This window comes from Paenibacillus humicus NBRC 102415 (assembly GCF_004000905.1).
In the GTDB taxonomy this organism is placed as follows: Bacteria; Bacillota; Bacilli; order Paenibacillales; family Paenibacillaceae; genus Paenibacillus_O; species Paenibacillus_O humicus.
The window spans coordinates 95,768-113,242 of the sequence record NZ_BIMD01000009.1 but is presented as its reverse complement, the minus strand read 5'-3'; the positions used below and the strand labels follow the sequence as shown (position 1 = coordinate 113,242).

Annotated in this window: 21 protein-coding genes; 3 read left to right on the top strand and 18 right to left on the bottom strand. The window is 56.1% G+C overall.

The window, feature by feature from the left end:
- Positions 1–20: 20 nt before the first annotated feature.
- The 18 genes from gatA to PHU01S_RS25705 all read right to left on the bottom strand — a co-directional run bounded on the left by gatA (position 21) and on the right by PHU01S_RS25705 (position 14,057).
- Positions 21–1,472: an Asp-tRNA(Asn)/Glu-tRNA(Gln) amidotransferase subunit GatA gene (gatA, locus tag PHU01S_RS08765; RefSeq protein WP_127507167.1), complete on the bottom strand. Its 1,452-nt coding sequence runs from the start codon at positions 1,470–1,472 to the stop codon at positions 21–23.
- A 28-nt stretch (positions 1,473–1,500) separates the two neighbouring features.
- On the bottom strand, positions 1,501–1,788 hold the full coding sequence (gatC, locus tag PHU01S_RS08760) for an Asp-tRNA(Asn)/Glu-tRNA(Gln) amidotransferase subunit GatC (protein ID WP_127507165.1): 288 nt from the start codon (positions 1,786–1,788) through the stop codon (positions 1,501–1,503).
- A 146-nt stretch (positions 1,789–1,934) separates the two neighbouring features.
- Positions 1,935–2,639, bottom strand: a complete 705-nt coding sequence (locus tag PHU01S_RS08755; protein ID WP_127507163.1) for a metal-dependent hydrolase — start codon at positions 2,637–2,639, stop codon at positions 1,935–1,937.
- A gap of 41 nt (positions 2,640–2,680) precedes the next feature.
- Positions 2,681–3,064 carry a hypothetical protein gene (locus PHU01S_RS08750; protein WP_021877246.1) on the bottom strand — a complete coding sequence of 128 codons (384 nt, stop codon included), beginning with the start codon at positions 3,062–3,064 and terminating at the stop codon, positions 2,681–2,683.
- A gap of 323 nt (positions 3,065–3,387) precedes the next feature.
- Complete coding sequence (locus tag PHU01S_RS08745; protein WP_246029177.1) at positions 3,388–3,882, bottom strand: hypothetical protein; 495 nt, start codon at positions 3,880–3,882, stop codon at positions 3,388–3,390.
- Between the two features lie 52 nt (positions 3,883–3,934).
- Positions 3,935–4,360 carry a hypothetical protein gene (locus PHU01S_RS08740; RefSeq protein WP_021877244.1) on the bottom strand — a complete coding sequence of 142 codons (426 nt, stop codon included), beginning with the start codon at positions 4,358–4,360 and terminating at the stop codon, positions 3,935–3,937.
- Positions 4,357–4,503, bottom strand: a complete 147-nt coding sequence (locus tag PHU01S_RS25720) for a hypothetical protein (protein WP_021877243.1) — start codon at positions 4,501–4,503, stop codon at positions 4,357–4,359. Before PHU01S_RS25720 ends, PHU01S_RS08740 begins: the two co-directional genes overlap by 4 nt.
- 43 nt (positions 4,504–4,546) lie before the next feature.
- Complete coding sequence (locus PHU01S_RS25715; protein WP_157054033.1) at positions 4,547–4,699, bottom strand: hypothetical protein; 153 nt, start codon at positions 4,697–4,699, stop codon at positions 4,547–4,549.
- A 252-nt stretch (positions 4,700–4,951) separates the two neighbouring features.
- Positions 4,952–5,557: a hypothetical protein gene (locus PHU01S_RS25710; RefSeq protein WP_218032433.1), complete on the bottom strand. Its 606-nt coding sequence runs from the start codon at positions 5,555–5,557 to the stop codon at positions 4,952–4,954.
- 306 nt (positions 5,558–5,863) lie between these two features.
- A complete protein-coding gene (locus tag PHU01S_RS08730; RefSeq protein WP_127507192.1) occupies positions 5,864–6,736 on the bottom strand; it encodes a type II secretion system F family protein in 873 nt (290 codons plus the stop codon).
- Between the two features lie 62 nt (positions 6,737–6,798).
- Positions 6,799–8,292: an ATPase, T2SS/T4P/T4SS family gene (locus PHU01S_RS08725; RefSeq protein WP_127507159.1), complete on the bottom strand. Its 1,494-nt coding sequence runs from the start codon at positions 8,290–8,292 to the stop codon at positions 6,799–6,801.
- The gene (locus PHU01S_RS08720) at positions 8,289–9,125 is read right to left on the bottom strand and encodes a CpaE/TadZ family protein (RefSeq protein ID WP_127507158.1); all 837 of its coding nucleotides are present in this window, start codon (positions 9,123–9,125) and stop codon (positions 8,289–8,291) included. Before PHU01S_RS08720 ends, PHU01S_RS08725 begins: the two co-directional genes overlap by 4 nt.
- On the bottom strand, positions 9,122–9,850 hold the full coding sequence (locus PHU01S_RS08715; protein ID WP_021877238.1) for an SAF domain-containing protein: 729 nt from the start codon (positions 9,848–9,850) through the stop codon (positions 9,122–9,124). The genes PHU01S_RS08720 and PHU01S_RS08715 overlap by 4 nt, the downstream gene beginning before the upstream one ends.
- Before the next feature lie 226 nt (positions 9,851–10,076).
- A complete protein-coding gene (locus PHU01S_RS08710; RefSeq protein ID WP_021877237.1) occupies positions 10,077–10,427 on the bottom strand; it encodes a type II toxin-antitoxin system PemK/MazF family toxin in 351 nt (116 codons plus the stop codon).
- 3 nt (positions 10,428–10,430) lie between these two features.
- Complete coding sequence (locus PHU01S_RS08705; protein WP_048745833.1) at positions 10,431–10,712, bottom strand: CopG family ribbon-helix-helix protein; 282 nt, start codon at positions 10,710–10,712, stop codon at positions 10,431–10,433.
- A gap of 191 nt (positions 10,713–10,903) precedes the next feature.
- Positions 10,904–12,109 (bottom strand): alanine racemase, encoded by a 1,206-nt coding sequence (alr, locus tag PHU01S_RS08700; protein ID WP_127507156.1) that lies wholly within the window; start codon positions 12,107–12,109, stop codon positions 10,904–10,906.
- Between the two features lie 171 nt (positions 12,110–12,280).
- Complete coding sequence (locus PHU01S_RS08695) at positions 12,281–13,456, bottom strand: LolA family protein (RefSeq protein WP_127507154.1); 1,176 nt, start codon at positions 13,454–13,456, stop codon at positions 12,281–12,283.
- Between the two features lie 430 nt (positions 13,457–13,886).
- On the bottom strand, positions 13,887–14,057 hold the full coding sequence (locus PHU01S_RS25705) for a hypothetical protein (protein WP_164763024.1): 171 nt from the start codon (positions 14,055–14,057) through the stop codon (positions 13,887–13,889).
- A gap of 126 nt (positions 14,058–14,183) precedes the next feature.
- On the opposite strand from PHU01S_RS25705, the gene PHU01S_RS08690 reads away from it, so the two are divergent.
- The 3 genes from PHU01S_RS08690 (at position 14,184) to PHU01S_RS08680 (ending at position 17,421) form a co-directional block, all read left to right on the top strand.
- Positions 14,184–15,551 (top strand): ABC transporter substrate-binding protein, encoded by a 1,368-nt coding sequence (locus PHU01S_RS08690; RefSeq protein ID WP_021877232.1) that lies wholly within the window; start codon positions 14,184–14,186, stop codon positions 15,549–15,551.
- A gap of 111 nt (positions 15,552–15,662) precedes the next feature.
- A complete protein-coding gene (locus tag PHU01S_RS08685) occupies positions 15,663–16,520 on the top strand; it encodes a carbohydrate ABC transporter permease (protein WP_127507152.1) in 858 nt (285 codons plus the stop codon).
- Positions 16,521–16,542: 22 nt separating this feature from the next.
- Positions 16,543–17,421 carry a carbohydrate ABC transporter permease gene (locus PHU01S_RS08680; protein WP_021877230.1) on the top strand — a complete coding sequence of 293 codons (879 nt, stop codon included), beginning with the start codon at positions 16,543–16,545 and terminating at the stop codon, positions 17,419–17,421.
- Positions 17,422–17,475 lie beyond the last annotated feature (54 nt).

The following is a 17,475-nucleotide window of genomic DNA, read 5'->3' as shown; positions in this document are numbered from 1 at the left end:
TGCTTGCAAGATACGGGCGCTTACAGCTGCGGGCGCGCCTTGTGGTGGTCGGTGTGCTGCTCGAAGGCATGGGCGGCGCGAAGCACGGTCGCTTCGTCGAACGCCTTGCCGATCAGCTGCAAGCCGACAGGCAGTCCGTCCGCGAAGCCGCACGGCACGCTGATGGCCGGCACGCCGGCCAGGCTGACCGGGATGGTGACGATGTCATTGAGATACATCGTCAGCGGGTCGCCGATCTGCTCGCCGATGCGGAATGCAGGCGTTGGAGCCGTCGGTCCGAGCAGCAGGTCGAAGTTCTCGAACGCCTGGTCGAAGTCGCGCTTGATCAAGGTGCGTACCTTTTGCGCCTTCAAATAGTAAGCATCGTAGTAGCCGGAGCTGAGCGCATACGTGCCGAGCATGATGCGGCGCTTCACCTCGTCGCCGAAGCCTTGACTGCGTGACTTGCGGTACAGGTCGATGAGATTGTCCGGATTGTCGGCTCGCACGCCGTATCGGACTCCGTCGAAGCGGGCCAGGTTGGAGGACGCTTCAGAGGAAGCGAGCAGGTAATAGGTCGCGACCGCATACTCGGTATGAGGCAGCGATACTTCTTCCCATGTCGCTCCAAGGCCCTCGTACACTTTGAGCGCGGCCAGGACGGCCTCCTTCACTTTAGGATCGATGCCTTGACCCATATATTCCTTCGGAACGCCGATGCGAAGACCTTTGACATCTCCTGTCAAAGCGCTGACGTAATCCGGAATGGCAACGTTCGCCGAGGTCGAGTCCATGCCGTCATGTCCGGCAATGGCTTGCAGAACATAAGCGGAATCCTCGACGTTTTTGGTCAGCGGCCCGATCGCATCCAGCGAGGAAGCAAATGCGACCAGACCGAAGCGGGACACAAGGCCGTAGGTCGGCTTCAAGCCGACGACGCCGCAATAGGATGCCGGCTGGCGGATGGAGCCCCCGGTGTCGGACCCTAGAGCGAAATACACTTGGCCGGCTGCAACCGACGCTGCCGAGCCGCCGCTGGAGCCTCCAGGGACGTAGTCCGTATTCCAAGGATTGCGGACCGGGTGGAAGCTCGAGTTCTCATTGGAGCCGCCCATCGCAAATTCGTCCATGTTGAGCTTGCCGATCGTGACCGCTCCGGCATCGCGCAGCTTGGAAGCCGCGGTCGAGTCGTAGATCGGATTGTAATTGCTCAGGAACTGGCTGGCGCACGTGGTGCGAAGCCCCTTCGTCACAATGTTGTCCTTGATGCCTGCGGGGAGTGCGTGCAGCAGCCCCTTCTCCGCTCCTGCATCGCGGTCCAGCCCTGCAGCCCTGGCACGCGCGGATTCCTCGTTCAGCGTCAGGAAAGCCCCTATCTTGCCGTCCGTCTCCGCGATGCGCTTGAAGGAAGCATCGGTCAGCTCAGCAGCCGACAGCTTGCCGGCGGCGAGCTCGTTATGTACATCCTGAAGTCTCTTGTCAAATAAAGCCAAGCGTTGTTCCTCCTTTCAGCTAGGGATCCTATTCCAGCACGGCAGGCACTTTGAACTGCCCGTCCTCTTCATCCGGCGCGTTCAGCAAAGCGGTCTCGTTGGAAACCGATCCGCGCACCTGATCTTCCCGCATGACGTTCGTCACCGGCAATACATGGCTCGTAGGCTCCACATCCGTCGTATCCAGCTCTCCGAGCTTATCCGCATAAGCGAGTATGGCGCTGAGCTGCTGGGCAAATTGCCCCTTCTCCGATTCCGTGAACTCCAGCCGGGCCAGTCCCGCCACATGCTCCACATCCCGAATCGTTATATTCATCGCGCTGTTCCCCCCTTGCCTCTTCGTCATTCCTTGTATTATACCTTGAGTTCCACAACATTCTCAATGAGCTGCAAATGCAAAAAAGAAGGCGTCCGCCAAGTTGGCGGCGCCTTCTGCGCTTACTTGCTTGCTGTGCCGGAATATCACTTCCAGGCAGAGAGATCGACCTTGGAGCCCGGCTCCACGACCTGGCCCTTCAGGCCGAGCCCTCTCAAGCTCTCGACAAAAGCGCCGGCATCCTGACGGATGGGCGGAAACGTATCGTAATGAATCGGGACGACATGCTCCGCTCCATACCATTCGGCCGCCTGCAAGGCATCCTCTGGTCCCATCGTGAAATGGCCTCCGATCGGGATGAAGGCGATATCCGGCTTGCTGCGCTTGCCGATCAGAGCCATGTCCGAGAACAGACAAGTATCGCCGGCGTGCAAAATCCGCTTGCCGTCCACCTCAATGACAAATCCGGCCGGCATGCCGCCGTAAACGATTCTCTGCTCGTCATCCAGCACGATGCCCGAACTGTGGAAGGCCGGTATCATCGTCGCCTTGGCGAACCCGAGGTCGACCGTTCCGCCCATGTTCATGCCGATCGTCTCGGCACCTTGCCAGGACATGTAGGCAGCCAGTTCGGGAATAGCGACGATCGGAGCTCCGTTCGCCTTGGAAATGTCGGCGGCGTCCAGGATATGATCCTGATGCGCATGAGTAAGAAGAACGTAATCCGTGCGGATATCGGACGGATTGCTCTTGGACAGCGGATTGCCGCTTAGGAATGGATCGACCAGCAAAGATTTCCCGTTATCCGCCGTAATTTGAATGCAAGATTGGCCGTGAAAAATAATTTCCATCCTCATCATCCTCCTCTATCGACTAAAATCCGCTCCGCTTCTTAAATCCAGGCCTTGAGATTGACTTGCCGGATAAAGTCGTCGCGGCTTTGCAGCTCTTTGGATCCGGGCTCTTCGGCAGGCTCTTCGGCTGCGTCGCCATTCATGATCCGGTTGAACAGCTCTTCGTTGCGGGTCGCCAAGGCATAATCGATCAGAGCCTCCCGCTCCACGCGGTCAGCCTCCAGACGAAGCAGGATCTCCTCCAGCTCCACGTCATCTCCCGGAACGAGAAAATTGCGGTTTTCCGCTGGTATGCGGATGACATAATCAAATACATTGTCCGCATTGCGGTCATAGGCAATAATATATCCATACTCCCCGACAGGAAGATTCTGCTCATATTGATCAGCGATGATAACGACCTTGTCTCCGAGCTTCAGCATTGTCACTCGCCCCCCTGCTCTTTGCCGCGGCCTATTGAAATAAACAGAAATGATAGGCTCGCGGACAGCTCTTTTAAAAAGTTTACTAGAAGTAGCGGGGTGAGTGCAAACGGATATGTTCAAGAGCCGGCAGATGAAGAGAATAAACCGGGCCGGAGGCATGGAAATTAACAGTATTGACATGGTTTTCCTGCACGGCAGCACCCTATGCTGCGGCTCCAAATCAAAAGCTAAGTGCTGTGGTTCTTATTAGGCTGTTAGCTGTGGTCTGATAAGGAGCTAAGTTCTGCTGACCTGATTAGGTTAAGTGCTGCGGTTCCCGATCAAGAACTAAGGCTTGTATAGACTGTATTCATCGGGCCGGTCAGCTCGGCGGTTCCTTTCACATGCCAGACAACCGGCTCCATCATGGAAAACAACCGCGGGTAAGAGACGGCTATGATCATGACGACGCCGGGCCGATCGAGCGTCACTTCGTAATTGTACCGGGAATTGCGGTACGTGAAAGGAAACGGCTGGCCGGCGTTGATGACTGCCCAGTCTTCCAGCACGACGCGCTGGCGCAGCCTGGAGCCGGGAAGCGGATGACCCGAAGCATCCAGCAGCAGATTGAGCCGCAAGTATTCCATCGCCTTCTCGTACGCCGCCTCTGCATTGATCGTGAACCGGCCTTCGGCCAAATCCTCCTTGTTCAACTGCTGGGCGGCCGCATGGACGGCTCTGCTGACGGAATGCTTGCTCTCGAACAAGGTGCGGATCGATCTTTCCTCATCGATCTGCAGCGCATGGGCGGAAGCCCAGACGGTCAGCATAAGCATGATAAGCAGCAATTTGGACATGGTTTTCCCCTTGCGTGATCAGGATCAGGCATTACGGTACGTATTCGCTCATTTTAATGCCCGATGCGGACATTCTCTCCTCGGGATCAGGCCCAGCAATCCCTATCAGGCTGTCGATCTGGAACAGCCTTTCGTAGGGATAGCTGATCGTAAGAAGCAGCCCCTTTCCTCTCAGCAAAGGTCTGGACGAAGAAGTGGCGACGCCTCCATCCGAAGCCGATATGCGGTACCGGATCTGATCCCGCCTCATTCCAGCCTGCTCCAGCCTGCTGCGGGAGGCTTCGACCATGGCATCGTCAATATAGCCGCGGCTGCCGCTCGCCCCCGTTTCGAGAAGGTAATCCACTTCCTTCTGGAGGAGAGCTTCCCTGACGATGAAGACATGCTTGTAAATCGGCGAAAACATCATCCAGCACAGCATTCCCGCAAACAGGACGAATACCAGAATCTGCTTCATGGATCGGTGCTTCGGATTTCTTCCGCCATCCGGCTGCCCATGGAGGCCAACCGGACTTTCGATCCTTCCTCTCCGTCCACGACGGATAGGTAAATGGCGATGACCGTTACCAATAAAAGCATGGATACGAGCAGTTCCTTCATGGATCCCCCTTGCTTTCAGCCAGTCGATTGGAGACTTAGGAACTTAAGGCAGCAGGCTGCTGATTTGGCCGTTCGCAGCCGTTCCGTGATTCTGAATCTGCACCCGCGTACCGGTGCCGTTGTCTGCGATTATGGAATTGAACAGCAGCATTACGACAACCAGCATCATGACCGTAACTAAAATATTGCGCATCATCTCACCTCCTTGAATAGCATTTGCCTTGCACGGAAGCATGAAACGATGGATTCAAGCAGGAACACAACTGCTGAGCTGCTTGAGCTGTCGAGTTGGATGAGCCGTTGAGCTGCATAAGTGTCGAGTTGGATGAGCCGTTGAGCTGCATAAGTGTCGAGTTGGATGAGCCTTGAGCTGCTTGAGCTGTCGAGTTGGATGGGCCGTTGAATTGAATGAGCTGGAACAGCTGCTTGATCGGCTTAGAGAATTGCGCTAGTTGAGCGAATCGAACAGAGCCTGGCTCTCCCTCACCCACGGATAGATGAAGACCTGAAAGGTATACAGGATCGGAATACCCGCGAGCATGAACAGCATGTACGAGCTCGACTCCTTGCGGCTTTCCTTCAATAGCTCCAGCTTGTCCTTATAATCGCGGATACGTTCCCTTAACAGGACGTAATAGGCCTCGTGATCATGCACCCGCAGCGATTCAATCGTCTCGGCGAAGCTCATTCCCTCCTCCGTCCCGATCCGATGCTTGAACTGGCGGATGGATTGTTCGGCATCGTGATACCATTCGCCCAGCAGCCGCTGAAGGTCGCTCCGAATGAATCGTGTATAGGGCACGCATCTCATGAGTTTGGCGTGGATATGCAGGCTGGAGCCTTGCATGTACAGCAGTTGTACGCTTATGGCATGCACTTCCTGGATGACACGCCTCGATCTGGCTTTCTTCCAGGCACCGAGGATGGATTTGTCGGCATAGGCGCAGACAAACACCGCCGCGAATACGGCCATGATAACTGCTTGAACGGGTCGCGCCTCTCCTATTGCCAGCCAGGCTCCGCATCCTGTCACCCCGAGAATGCAAGACTGCATGGCTATCCTCCGGACAAGCAGGTAAAGCCCCGGATCGTACTCCAGACCGCATCCGGCCAACAGCGCCGCTCTTGCTTTATAATCGAGGCTATCCCTATAAAGCTTCCAGAATGCAAGCCTTTCATCCGTCACCCGAACATGCTTCCAAGGACGATCGGGAAGATGGAGCCAGCGCTTGCGCTTCGCAGGAAGCAGCTTCCCTAAGAAAAAGATCGAAACCGCGACAAGCACAAACTGTCCCAAAACAGATGCATAGAATAAGACAGCGGCCCAGCCTTCCATCATAATCATAACCACCTGTGTCCTTTACATTTTTTTGCGTGAGAGCCAAAGCCCCATCAAGAAAGACATGAAGATAAGCAGCAGCGCATTCAGCAGCATGTCCCTGCCAGCGGCGTCCTGCAGATAGTACCGATAGGAATTGTCTGCGTTGTACCGGATATTGATCCCCATGAAAACGGCAAGAAAGAGGATCGGCGTAAAATTCGCGATTCGGATCTCCAGAAGCTTATGGCGTTCCTGTTCTGCAATCCGCCTCGACTTGCGCATGTCTCCCACCAGCTCCCGCAAATTTTCGGATACCGGATTGCCTTCAACGAGTGCGATTCGGAGAATTTCGACCAAATAATCGCCCCACATATGACCGAGCGACGAAGCGAAAACTCGAAGGCTGGCTTCGTCATCCCCTCGGACGGACAAGTTGCGGTACAACTGCTCGAATACGGGCTGCATCGGTCCAAGAAGCCGCTGTTCCTCGACAACCCGCTGCAATGCCCTGCGAATCTGCCGTTCGCCCGTAATCATATAGCACTGGTAAAAGAGCTCCACCGCCGGAAGGAAGTCCATTCTCGCCTGCATCTGCCGATGCAGCAGCAGGCTTCTAAGGAAAACGTAAGGGATCAGCCCTCCCATGGCTCCGGAAAGCAGACTTCCCTTGAAGCTCAAAAACAGCAGCGCCCCTCCCGCAGATCCGGCGGCCAAAAGAAAGAAGGAGAGAAGCAAAAAGCCTTCGGGTTTGATTTTAGACTGCACCGATTCAAGCAAGAGGGAAATATGACTGTACAACCGCTCCTGCTTCGCTAACAAGGAAGCAAGCCTTGCCTTGACGCTGCGGTCGCGGCGGTAGTGAAGTCTGGCAGCCGAATAATAGGCCCTCTCTCCGTGACGAAGCATCGCCATCACCAATATGAAGAGGCATAGTCCGAGAAGCAGAGAGGCCGCTGCGGCAAGTACCCCTCCGCTCACAGCTGCAGCGCCTTCATCGGAATCTCCGTCCGATATTCGCCAGCTTCAGCTTCGGTGACCGCAAATCCGGCAGAAGACATCGTAAATCCTGCTTCGGCAAAGCGCCTGCAATCGTCCGGATCAGGAGAAGCAGCCACATGCCAGCTGCCTGATCCGCGTACATAGACGGCCCAGTCGAGCACGCTTGCTTGTCCCCGATCCCAGCGGATCCGGCCTATTCTTACGATTCTCCGCCTGCCGTCCAACACTTGCATCTCGATTCCGATCTGGGTCACATAACCCGCGATCCGCTTGGAGAGCCGGTCCGGATTCATGGCTCTGCCGTCAAGCATACACATATCGCAGATCGTATCCGGTATATCTTCAAGACGGTTCGCATGAACGGTCGTCATGCTGCCCGAGTGCCCCCGGGTGCAGGCTCTTACGTAGATGTTCGCATCGTCATCCCGAATCTCGGCATGGATGATCCTATCGGGAGATTGTCTGAGCGCCAGCTTGAATGCTTGCTTGGAACGGTGGAGCGGATCATCCTCGTCCATTTCGTATTCCACCGCGTTTTTGTTTGGAAAGTCTCGGCTAAGCATCATCTCCAGCCGGCTTTCCAGCGTGACGAGACGCTCGTCATCGGGCAGCTCGGCGATGAGAGCCTTGAGCAGATGGGTTTTGCCCGAACCCGTCGGACCGATAATGACCAGATTGTACCGGCAATCAAGCGCGGCTCTCAGCATGGCCGCCATGGCGGCGTTCATCGTGCCGCATTCGGGAGAGATCAGCTCTTTCAGACGAAAAGCCTTTGATGCGTAAAAACGAAGCGTAAGCGTCGGCTGGGACGTGAATCCGAATCCCGTCATCGTAACGCGGGTGCCGTCTCGCAGCATGACTTCGGCCCATCTTTTGCGGGGATTGATGCGGTCGTTATTGTAAAGAACAAGATTTTGCTGGATCCGCTCCACTTCCTTCAATGACTGGAAACGGTATGGAGACCGCGAGACCCGACCTTCCCGCATCACATAAATTCTTGTTCCTACGACCTGGATTTCTTCCAAGCCGATCCGCTCCTGAAGGACAAGCTCCAGCGCCCCAAGCCCGATGACTTCCGCGAACAGCGCCTCCGCCAAGGAAGGATATCCGCCAGCTGTTCCGGGCAGCTCGTGAATGCGCAGCCTCAACAGCCTGTCCGTGATAAAAGCCAGAATCTCCTTGCGCTCTCCTGAATAACCGAGAACGGCCCGATTCAGCTTCTCGCCGTATTCACGCCGCTCTTCCTCCGTCAAGCCGCGGGGAGAAGCTAGATATGCCCTCATGTCATCCGCCGCTTTGGCAAAGTCGGACGGCTTCCGAGCCTGATCCTCGTCAGCTTCATCGACGTCTTTCATCATCATCCGGACGACCGGAACGGTTCCGGCTTGCTTCGGCTTGCTTTCGTTCGGGTCGTCGTTCTTGAGCTTCGCGGAATAGGCGGAGGGAGAGAATCGCTTCTCTCCGCTCATACTCCCAGCTCTCCCCGATGAGCGCGCAGTCTGCGGTACCAAGGCTGCGATTCCACATCCGGCCGCTGCCTCAGGCCATGCCGTTTCACAAGCGTCTCTGCAGGACCGCTCATAGCCTGGGCTCCGGCAGCATCCTTCTTGAGCCAATGCCCGTATCGGCCATGGTCAAGGGAATCATAAAAAGCTTCATTCGTTTTAAAACTCCCGATTAGCGGCAGTCCTGTTTCTTTTCCAATTTCCTTCATCTTGTATCCTCCGGTTCTCCAAGGGGTTTGAATGGGAAGCAGTTCGTATCGGCTCGGATCGACTCCGAATAAAGGGGACACCTGGCGAATCCAGCGGCTGCAATCCTCCTGGAAATGCGAGAGCGCTCCGGTCGTGCACAATATCCGGGAATCTGCGCGCCGAGCCGTACTGATCGTCGCGGCATTGTCCCAGCAGCAGCCGGCGTCCGCCACGACCGCCGAAAAGGTCCGTGCAGCTGTCTCCAACAGATGCTCCGCTTCCTCCGGCGTGAAATATTCGGCCTGATCCCTGAGCAGATTGCCAAAGAGAGCATGTACGCCAGGCTCATCCGGGAAAGGCCAGCAAGCCCGCCTCAGCATCCGAGGCGTTAGGGAGCGGGATTTCAGCTCGGGACGGATCGCGTCCAGCGTATGAGCAGGAGCATCGCTCCCAAGGTAACGATGGATTTTGGCGCTCTTCAAGTTCAGGCATAGGAAGCCTACCTCTCCGCCGGTCTGCTCCGCGATTCGGCAGGCTGCCGCATAAGCCGCCGCCGTCGTCCCGATGTTGGGCGTCGTCCCGATAAAGGCGATCAGCGGTGCCGTCATGGCCTGCCTCCCGCGGCGGCAGCCGCCACAGCGTTGAGCGAGTCGGGGCTATAGGCCACGACGAGCTTGCTCTCCCCCGACTTGCAAAGCGAATCGATCCGCAGCCATTGCTCTTCCGTCAGATTCAGGTTGATGTCCTCGATTCTTCCGTTCGCATCCCGGCGGGAAGCATACATCTTCTCGCGGTCGCCAGAGGCAAGCGACAGCAGATTGGGATTGTCCATGTCGTCGATTTCCTGGTTTCCTCCGGTCTTCACCGAAGCGACGATGACCGGTTCCGGGAACAGCCTTTCCGACAGCTCAGCCGCTCCCGATACGTACAGCTGCACCCGATCGCCGGCACGGATGCCGTTGGATACCGAAAGCACATAGCTTCGGGGCAGCTGGAAGGTAGATTCGTTTTTGGCCGGCATGAGCCGGTATCCGTCCATCTTCCAGCTTCGAAGCGGCTCTCCTTCTCCAAGCGGGACGATTGCCTCCTTGCCCGCAGCCAAACCCATCTCCGTCATCATGTCGGCATTGAACGCCATCTCCGGAATCGACATATAACGCAGATCTTCCGCAGCTATCCTCTCTCCGGCTGCAATGAAGCGCTTGGGAGCGACGATCTGCACCGATTGCCGCCTCTCCAGCATGTTGGATTGGACTTGATAAAGGCCGTATACAAGTACGGCGGATAGCGCAGCTGCCAGAAAAACGGTTGATTTTTGATTTCTTTTGAACATGTCGCTCCCTTCTCTGCCCCGGAAAAACAAAAAACGCAAGCAGGAACCGGTAATCCGGTTCAACTGCTTGCGTTCTTCGCGAGCAAAACGATGCCATGCATCGTATACGGTTATGTTTGAGTCTATAGTATCAACAGAATAAATACCTGTCCAGCATTTTTTTCCATATTTTCCTCATCGGACACAATCGCCAGGCAGAAAATGGCGGAGCCGATTATCTGCCGGCTTAAAAGTCGATCAGACCGACGCTGATCTGCAGCGCGTCGTCGACATGTCTCATCATCTCATCGTCGAGATGCGTAATCTTGTCAGTAAGACGCTGCTTGTCGATCGTACGGATCTGCTCGAGCAGGATGACTGAATCGCGATCGAAGCCATGAGCCTTGGCGTCGATCTCAACATGGGTAGGAAGCTTCGCCTTCTGGATCTGGGCCGTAATGGCCGCTACGATGACCGTCGGGCTGAAGCGGTTGCCGATATCGTTCTGAAGGACAAGCACCGGGCGCACGCCGCCTTGCTCGGAGCCTACGACGGGAGATAAGTCTGCAAAGAATACGTCGCCGCGTTTGACGATCAAGAGCTACACCCCGCTGACGAGGCGGCCCAGCGCACGGTCTGCGTCTTCCTCCGCGTGGAAAGCTTCCGAGGCCATGTTCAAGTTGATCTTAGCCATTTCCAGATAACCGCGCTGCATCAATTCACGGATCTGACGTTTTTTGCGCTCCACGAGATAAAGCTTCATCGCCTGCCGAATGAACTCGCTGCGGTTGGAATTCTCCTTGGCCACGATTCCGTCCACTTCTTCCAGGAGCTGGTCCGGGATACTGATCATGATTCGTTTGGTATTCTGCAGATTGGCCACCAACTCGCACCTCCAAAACTTGTCAAAGCCTATTACCATTATGTCTCCGTTGGTATCGAGCTATACTCAACCATACCTATGAAAGGGCACTTTTCGTTAGAACGGCAAGATCCTTCAATAGTCGTTAAAAGGCTATTCGCCGCATAGCGACGCGATTCCTTCTTGACTTCTTCAAAAAATGACAAGAAGCCTCACATCCCTCCGCCGAGAAGCGGATTCGACACTTCGACGACCGCACCGCCGCGAATGTAAATCCGCGGGACGCGCGCAGCAAGCATGCAGGTAAGCTCGTAATTGATCGTGCCGAGCTTGTCGGCAACCTCTTCGGCCGAGATCCGCTCTTCCCCTTGCGAGCCGATGAGGATGACTTCCTCGCCCGGCAGCACCGGGAATGTACCCGCATTGTCTGCGGCTGCAAGCGCAATCATGCTCTGATCCATGCAGATCGTGCCGACAACCGGAACTCTGCGGCCGCGCAGCAGCGCTTCTGCCTTGCCGGTGAGCATCCGGCTGAAGCCGTCGGCATATCCGACCGGCAGCGTGCCGATCCGGGTATCTTCGTCGGCGACGAAGCGGGTGCCGTAGCTCACTCCCCAGCCAGGGGGTACCGTCTTCACGTGCACGACTTCGGTCTTCAGGGACAAAACCGGACGCAGATTCACTCTGCCGAATTCCACTTCATTCGACGGATATAGACCGTACATGCCGATGCCGAGACGGAGCATGTCTCCGCCCAGCTCCGGCGTATCCATGCCTGCCGCCGTATTGGCGCTGTGCAGGATTGGAATCGGAAGGCTGCGGCTGCGCACGTAATGCATGATCCCGGCAAACCGCTCGTATTGCAGGAGCGTGTAGCTCTTGTCGGCCTCATCCGCTTTGGCGAAGTGGGTGAACACACCGTCGACCTGAAGCTGAGGAATCGCGAGCGCCTTCTCGATGAACCGTTCGGCCGCTCCGCTGCCGTCGGCGAGCGTCCCGAGCCGGCCCATTCCGGTATCCACTTTGATATGAACCTTAAGCTTGCGCCCATCATCCTCGGGCAGCGATGCCGCCGCCTCCAGAACATCCTCCCGGAATAAGGCGATTGATACATCATGCCGTCGCGCCGCCGGCAGTCCCTCCGGCGGAACGTATCCCAGCACGAGAATCGGCGCGGAAATGCCCGCTCTGCGGATCGTGAGAGCTTCGTCAAGAAAAGCCACACCCAGATAATCGATTCCGCAAGCCTCGGCTTCGCGGGCGACCTGGATGAGGCCGTGTCCATAGGCATTCGCCTTGACGGATGCCATCATCTTCATTCGTGCCGGCAGCGCGGAGCGGAAGGCTGCAATATTGTGAGCCAGGGCATCCAGGGAAATATGAGCTGCGGTCGGCCGATAAAATGCCGCTTCATCCATCGTATTTCAGTCCTTTTCTTTTGAACCCAGTGCCTCTAATGTTAAACGCTGACCTCGGGACTGTCAATGAAACGGGGCCGGTTCGGCACTGGCACCTGTTGCCAATTCGGCATCGGCAGGTAGGGAAAAGAGGCGCCGCCCAATGCCCGCGAACGCCTCTTGCATGATTGTTTATTTGCCCATTTCATCCACTACAGACTGGGCTACCGCAATCATTTGGTCCTGCGGAAGATCGCCGCTGGTCAAGCGGAATTCCTTGCCTCCGTAGGTCCAGGTGAGCGTCGTCTGGTCGCCTTCGTTAAGCTGGGCCCACGTATAGCCGAGATCCACCAGCCGGCCGCTGCCCATCGCCACCGCCGTATCTTCCGGCTGGGTTTCGATCAGCGTGTAATTGTAGGTGCCCGTATAACGCTGGATGTAGCCGGGCTCACCGCCGAATACGATCTCGCTGGAATCCTTCAGCGCAATGCCGTCGCCGCCAAGATAGGATGGCTCCATCGGCACGAAGCTCGTCGGATCTGCCGCTGCATCCTGCTGCCCATCCTCGTCCTGCGCTCCGGATGGATCCGCCGAGCCTGCGCCCTGCTGATCATCGCCTGCAGACGCTGCTCCGCCTTTGCCTGCGTCGCCGTCCTTGCCGGCCGGGTCGGCCGCCTTGCCGTCCGTCGCATCCGACTCCGGAACGGCTGTCGTAGGCTGCGAGCCGGCCGCAGGTGAGGACTGGAGATTCGACTTCGTGTCGAACACGCTTTTGTCCAGCTTTTCATTGAATTTGAAGGAGTCGAACTTCACATCGACCAGCACGGAAGCATTCGAATCGCTTACTTCGACCTGCTTGGGCGCATAGTCGGATTTATTCAGCCAGATTTTTTGCCGGGCCAGGGAAGCATTCTGATAATTAGCCATGACATCGAACACATAGCTGTCCTTCTCGGAAGCGAACTGGAGCGAGTTGTCGAGCAGGATGCTCTTCACCAGCGTCTGGTACAGATAGACTTGACCTTGGTCTTCCGGCCAGTTGCTTTGGAAGCGGAATACCTTGTTCAGGCTCGGGGTCAGGACGAACACGCCCTCGTCGTTGCGCAGCACGATCTGTGTCAGGTCCTTCTTCTCGTTGGTAAGCGCGATCCGGTAATAGTTGGGCTTCTGGAACTTCACATCCACCTTGTACTCCAGCGGCTGCGTGGCGGTATGAAGCGTCATCGTCCCCGTTCCCTGGTAAGTCTCGGTCTTGTCCTGCAGCTTGCCAAGCTCCTTCACCACGGAGCCGGCGTCCTTGCTGCCGCATCCGGCCAGCACCAGCGTAAAGCAGGCAATCAAAGCCGCGATCCATGTGATGCGACGCATGTAAATCATCCCCTCTGCACATTGGTTTTCCTAAGCTGATAACATGTCTATGAGGGGTCTTGGCCAATTATGCGGACGGGTTTCAGCTTGGCCGAGTTTTTGTCTGGAGCAAGCCCAAAGAAGGCCTGTGATCCAGCTAATTCCGATATGTGCAGGGTTTTGCCGAGCGGGGGCCGCAGGACGCAATGCCAGCCAACTCCGCTTTAATGATAGAAAAGAATTCTTATCTCTATCGCTGGCCGTGCTTTCCACAAGCTTGCCATGCAGGAATGCCTCCAAAATCCAAGTGATTCGGGAACACAGACCTTCAGACCTTCAGACCTTCAGACCTTCAGACATTCAGACCTTCAGAACTCAAACCTCTAAATCATCAGAACTTCAAATCTGCAGAACTCGTCAGGGCTTCAAATCTGCAGAACTCGTCAGGGCTTCAAATCTTCATAACTCCAGAATCCCAGACCTCCGCCGCAGCCTCCGAGCTTTTAATCGGCAGCGCGACTTGCGGCCCATTGATTTCATCCCTGCTGCCCTTCCACTGCCCCAGCTGGAAATAAAAAGATGATTTTCCCCTATTGGCCATAAAATAATCCCCCATGTCCATAGGAATATCCCCCTCCTTTAGAACCAATCTTGCCTTGGCGGGCTGCTGGAAACCTTCTAGACTTTATCTAAGCAGATCAACGATCTGTACGATAAGACTTAGCTAAACTAAGGGGGATCATCGTCGATGAAGAAGAAGTCCCAAGCTCTGTGCGCCCTTTCCGTGGCGACTGTGCTGCTCCTGTCTGCATGCGGCAGCAACGGAAACAACAACTCCGGAAATACCGGCGGAGACGCAAGTCCGGCACCAAGCCCGGCAGCAAGCACATCGCCGAGCCCGGAAGCGTCCAAGGCTCCGGAAGCCAAGGACGTCACGCTCCGCGTATTCTCCACCTTCGCCGGAACGGACGCAGCCAAGCCTGCTTTCCAGAAAGCGCTTGACGATTTCTCCGCCAAATTCCCGAACATCAAAATCACGAACGACGCGATGTCCGCGAACGACGACAGCTTCCGCACGAAGGTCAACACGGACATGTCCAGCGGCAACGAGCCGGACCTGCTCTTCTACTTCGTAGGAGCCGACGCCAAAGGCTTCGTCGATGCCGGCAAGGTCGTTCCGCTGAACGCTCTGCTCGACGAGGACGCAGAATGGAAAGCCGGCTTCAACCCTGCGGCTCTCGATGCCGTCAAGCAGCCGGACGGCAACATCTATGCCGCTCCGCTGACGGGCTACTACGAAGGCCTGTACGTCAACAAGGACATCTTCAAGAAATATAATCTGGAGCTTCCAACCGACTGGGACAAGTTCACGACGGCCATCAAAACGCTGAACGAGAACAAGGTCATCCCGCTCGCCGCTCCATTCGATCAATCGCACTACCTGATCGAGCACTTCGTCCTCGGCGCCGCCGGCGGCGCAGGCCACAACTCCGGCATTCTGGATGCCGTCAATCCGGACTGGGAGCTCGGCCTCTCCAAGCTGAACGAGATCGGCAAGCTCGGCGCCTTCCCTAAAGACGCCGCCACGATCGACCTGAACATGGCTGCGAAATACTACTCCCAAGGCAAGGCTGCCATGGTCATCGAAGGCTCGTGGGCGCAAGGCAGCTTCTCCGACGAAGTCAAAGCGGCTTCGACCGTGCTTCCTTTCCCGGCCATTCCAGGCGGCAAAGGCGACGGCAAGTCCATCATCGGCGGCTTCGGCTCCGGCTTCTACTTGTCGAAGAGCACGTACGACAACGCGGACAAGAAAGACGCTGCCGTCCAGCTGCTCAAGTTCCTGACGTCGCCTGATACGATCAAAGCGATCGCGCAAGCCAACTCCGGTACGCCTGCCGCTGCCAACGTGCAAGTGGAAGGCCTGCCGCAGCTCGCTCTGGACGGCTTCAAGATGGCCAGCGAAGCTCCGACGATCAACGCTCCGATCGACACGCAGGTCGCTCCGGAAACGTTCACGACGATCCGCCAGCATATCCAAGGCATCGTATCCGGCAAGGATACGGCGAAAGCAGCCCTGGAAGCCGCTCAGAAGATCGAAGTCGCAAACAAGAAGTAAGGCGTCCATATCCAGGCGATAGCCAACCCGACTCGCCGCCCGCTTGCTTGAAGGGCGGCGAGTTTCTTTAAAAGACAGGGGCTCGACGATAAACCGCAAAAAGGTGATTGAATGAAGGGCGATAAGAACTATATTTTGGCTTTCCTGCTGCCGGCTTTCCTGCTGCTCGGCACCTTTGTCTACTATCCGTTCCTGAAAAGCTTCTATCTCAGCTTCTTCCGCACGAACGGCTTCTTCAACAAGAAATTTGTCGGCTTGGACAATTACGAGCGCCTGTTTTCCGATGATCTCCTGGGCGCCGCTACCTTGCATACGCTGGAAATCATGCTTTACGTCCTGATCTTCCAAGTCGGAATCGCGCTTGTGCTGGCCGTCATGGTCGACAGCATCTCCAAGGGCAAGCAGTTTTTCCGAACTGTCTTCTTCTTCCCGATCGTCATCTCCGGAGCCGCGATATCCCTCCTGTTCGTGCTCATCTACAACTACCAGTTCGGCCTGCTCAACGGCATCATCGCCAAGCTGGGCTTCGAGCCGATTCTGTGGATGAGCGAAACGGGCTCCTTGAAAGCCGTCGCGGTTCCGACCGTATGGCATTACGTCGGCTTTTACTTCGTGCTCTTCCTTACCGCCATGTCCAAGATTCCCTCCGATTTCTATGAAGCAGCCAAGCTGGAAGGAATCGGCGGCATCAAAAAGACAACCATGCTGACCATCCCGCTTATTTTGAGCGACATCAAGGTCGTCATGATCCTTGCCATCACCGGCACGCTCAAAATTTTCGACTTCGTCTTTATTTTGACCCGCGGCGGCAACGGGACGGAACTGCTCGGCACGTACATGTACAAGAAGGCCCTTGTGGACCAGAACTTCGGTTACGGTTCCACTATTGCGATCTACATCGTCATTTTCGGGGTCGTCCTGTCCTTGATTACGAACCGTCTCCTTAAGAGAGAAGAAGTCACATATTAAGTTGCAATGGGGTGGAAAGTGAATGCAGCAAGTCAATCCTGCCAATGCCGTACCTGTAACGAGAGGCCGCTCCGGCAAGCGATTCCCGTTCGGGATGGCCTTCGTTTATCTATGCCTTTCCTTATGGGCGCTCACGACGATCTATCCGCTCATCTGGATCATCAACAATTCGTTCAAATCGTCCGACGAGGTCATGGACAATTCGTTCAAGCTGGCGATTCCGCCGGACAAGCTGAATTACACGAACGCTTTCGAGAGCATCAGCATCGGCCGGGCATATGCCAACAGCTTGATCATGTCCGTCTCCGTCGTCCTGCTTGTCCTGATCGTCGCCGGGCTCGCGGCGTATATTCTGTCGCGCTTCAAGTTCCGGGGACGCAACCTCATCAACTCGCTGCTGGTCGCGACGCTGCTCATTCCGACCTTCGCCACCGTCGTGCCGGTGTACGAGCTGCTGATCAAGTGGAAGGTGGTCAACACCTACTTCGGCCTCATTCTGCCGCAGACGGCTGGCAATCTGTCCTTCGCCATCCTCGTTATCGCAGGGTATCTGGCTACAATCCCCAAGGAGCTGGAGGAAGCCGCCTTCATCGACGGCTGCAACCGGTTCAACATGTTCACGAAAATCTTCCTGCCCGTTGGAAGGCCGGTCTTCGCCTCGACCAGCATCTTCGTCTTCCTGTGGTCCTACAATGACCTGTTCTCCGCCATCATCTTCGTCAACAAGGATTCGGTAAGGCCGATCGTGGCGCTGCTCGCTCAGATCAGCTCCCAGTACGGCACCGACTTCGGCCTCATGGCCGCCGCTGTCGTGCTCACCGTCATCCCCGTTCTGATCGTATACCTCTTCATTCAGAAGTACATTGAAAAAGGGATGACCGAAGGCGCGATCAAAGGCTGAATTCATTTTCAAAAAAAGAACCCTGCGGTCACAGCTGTGACCGCAGGGTTCTTT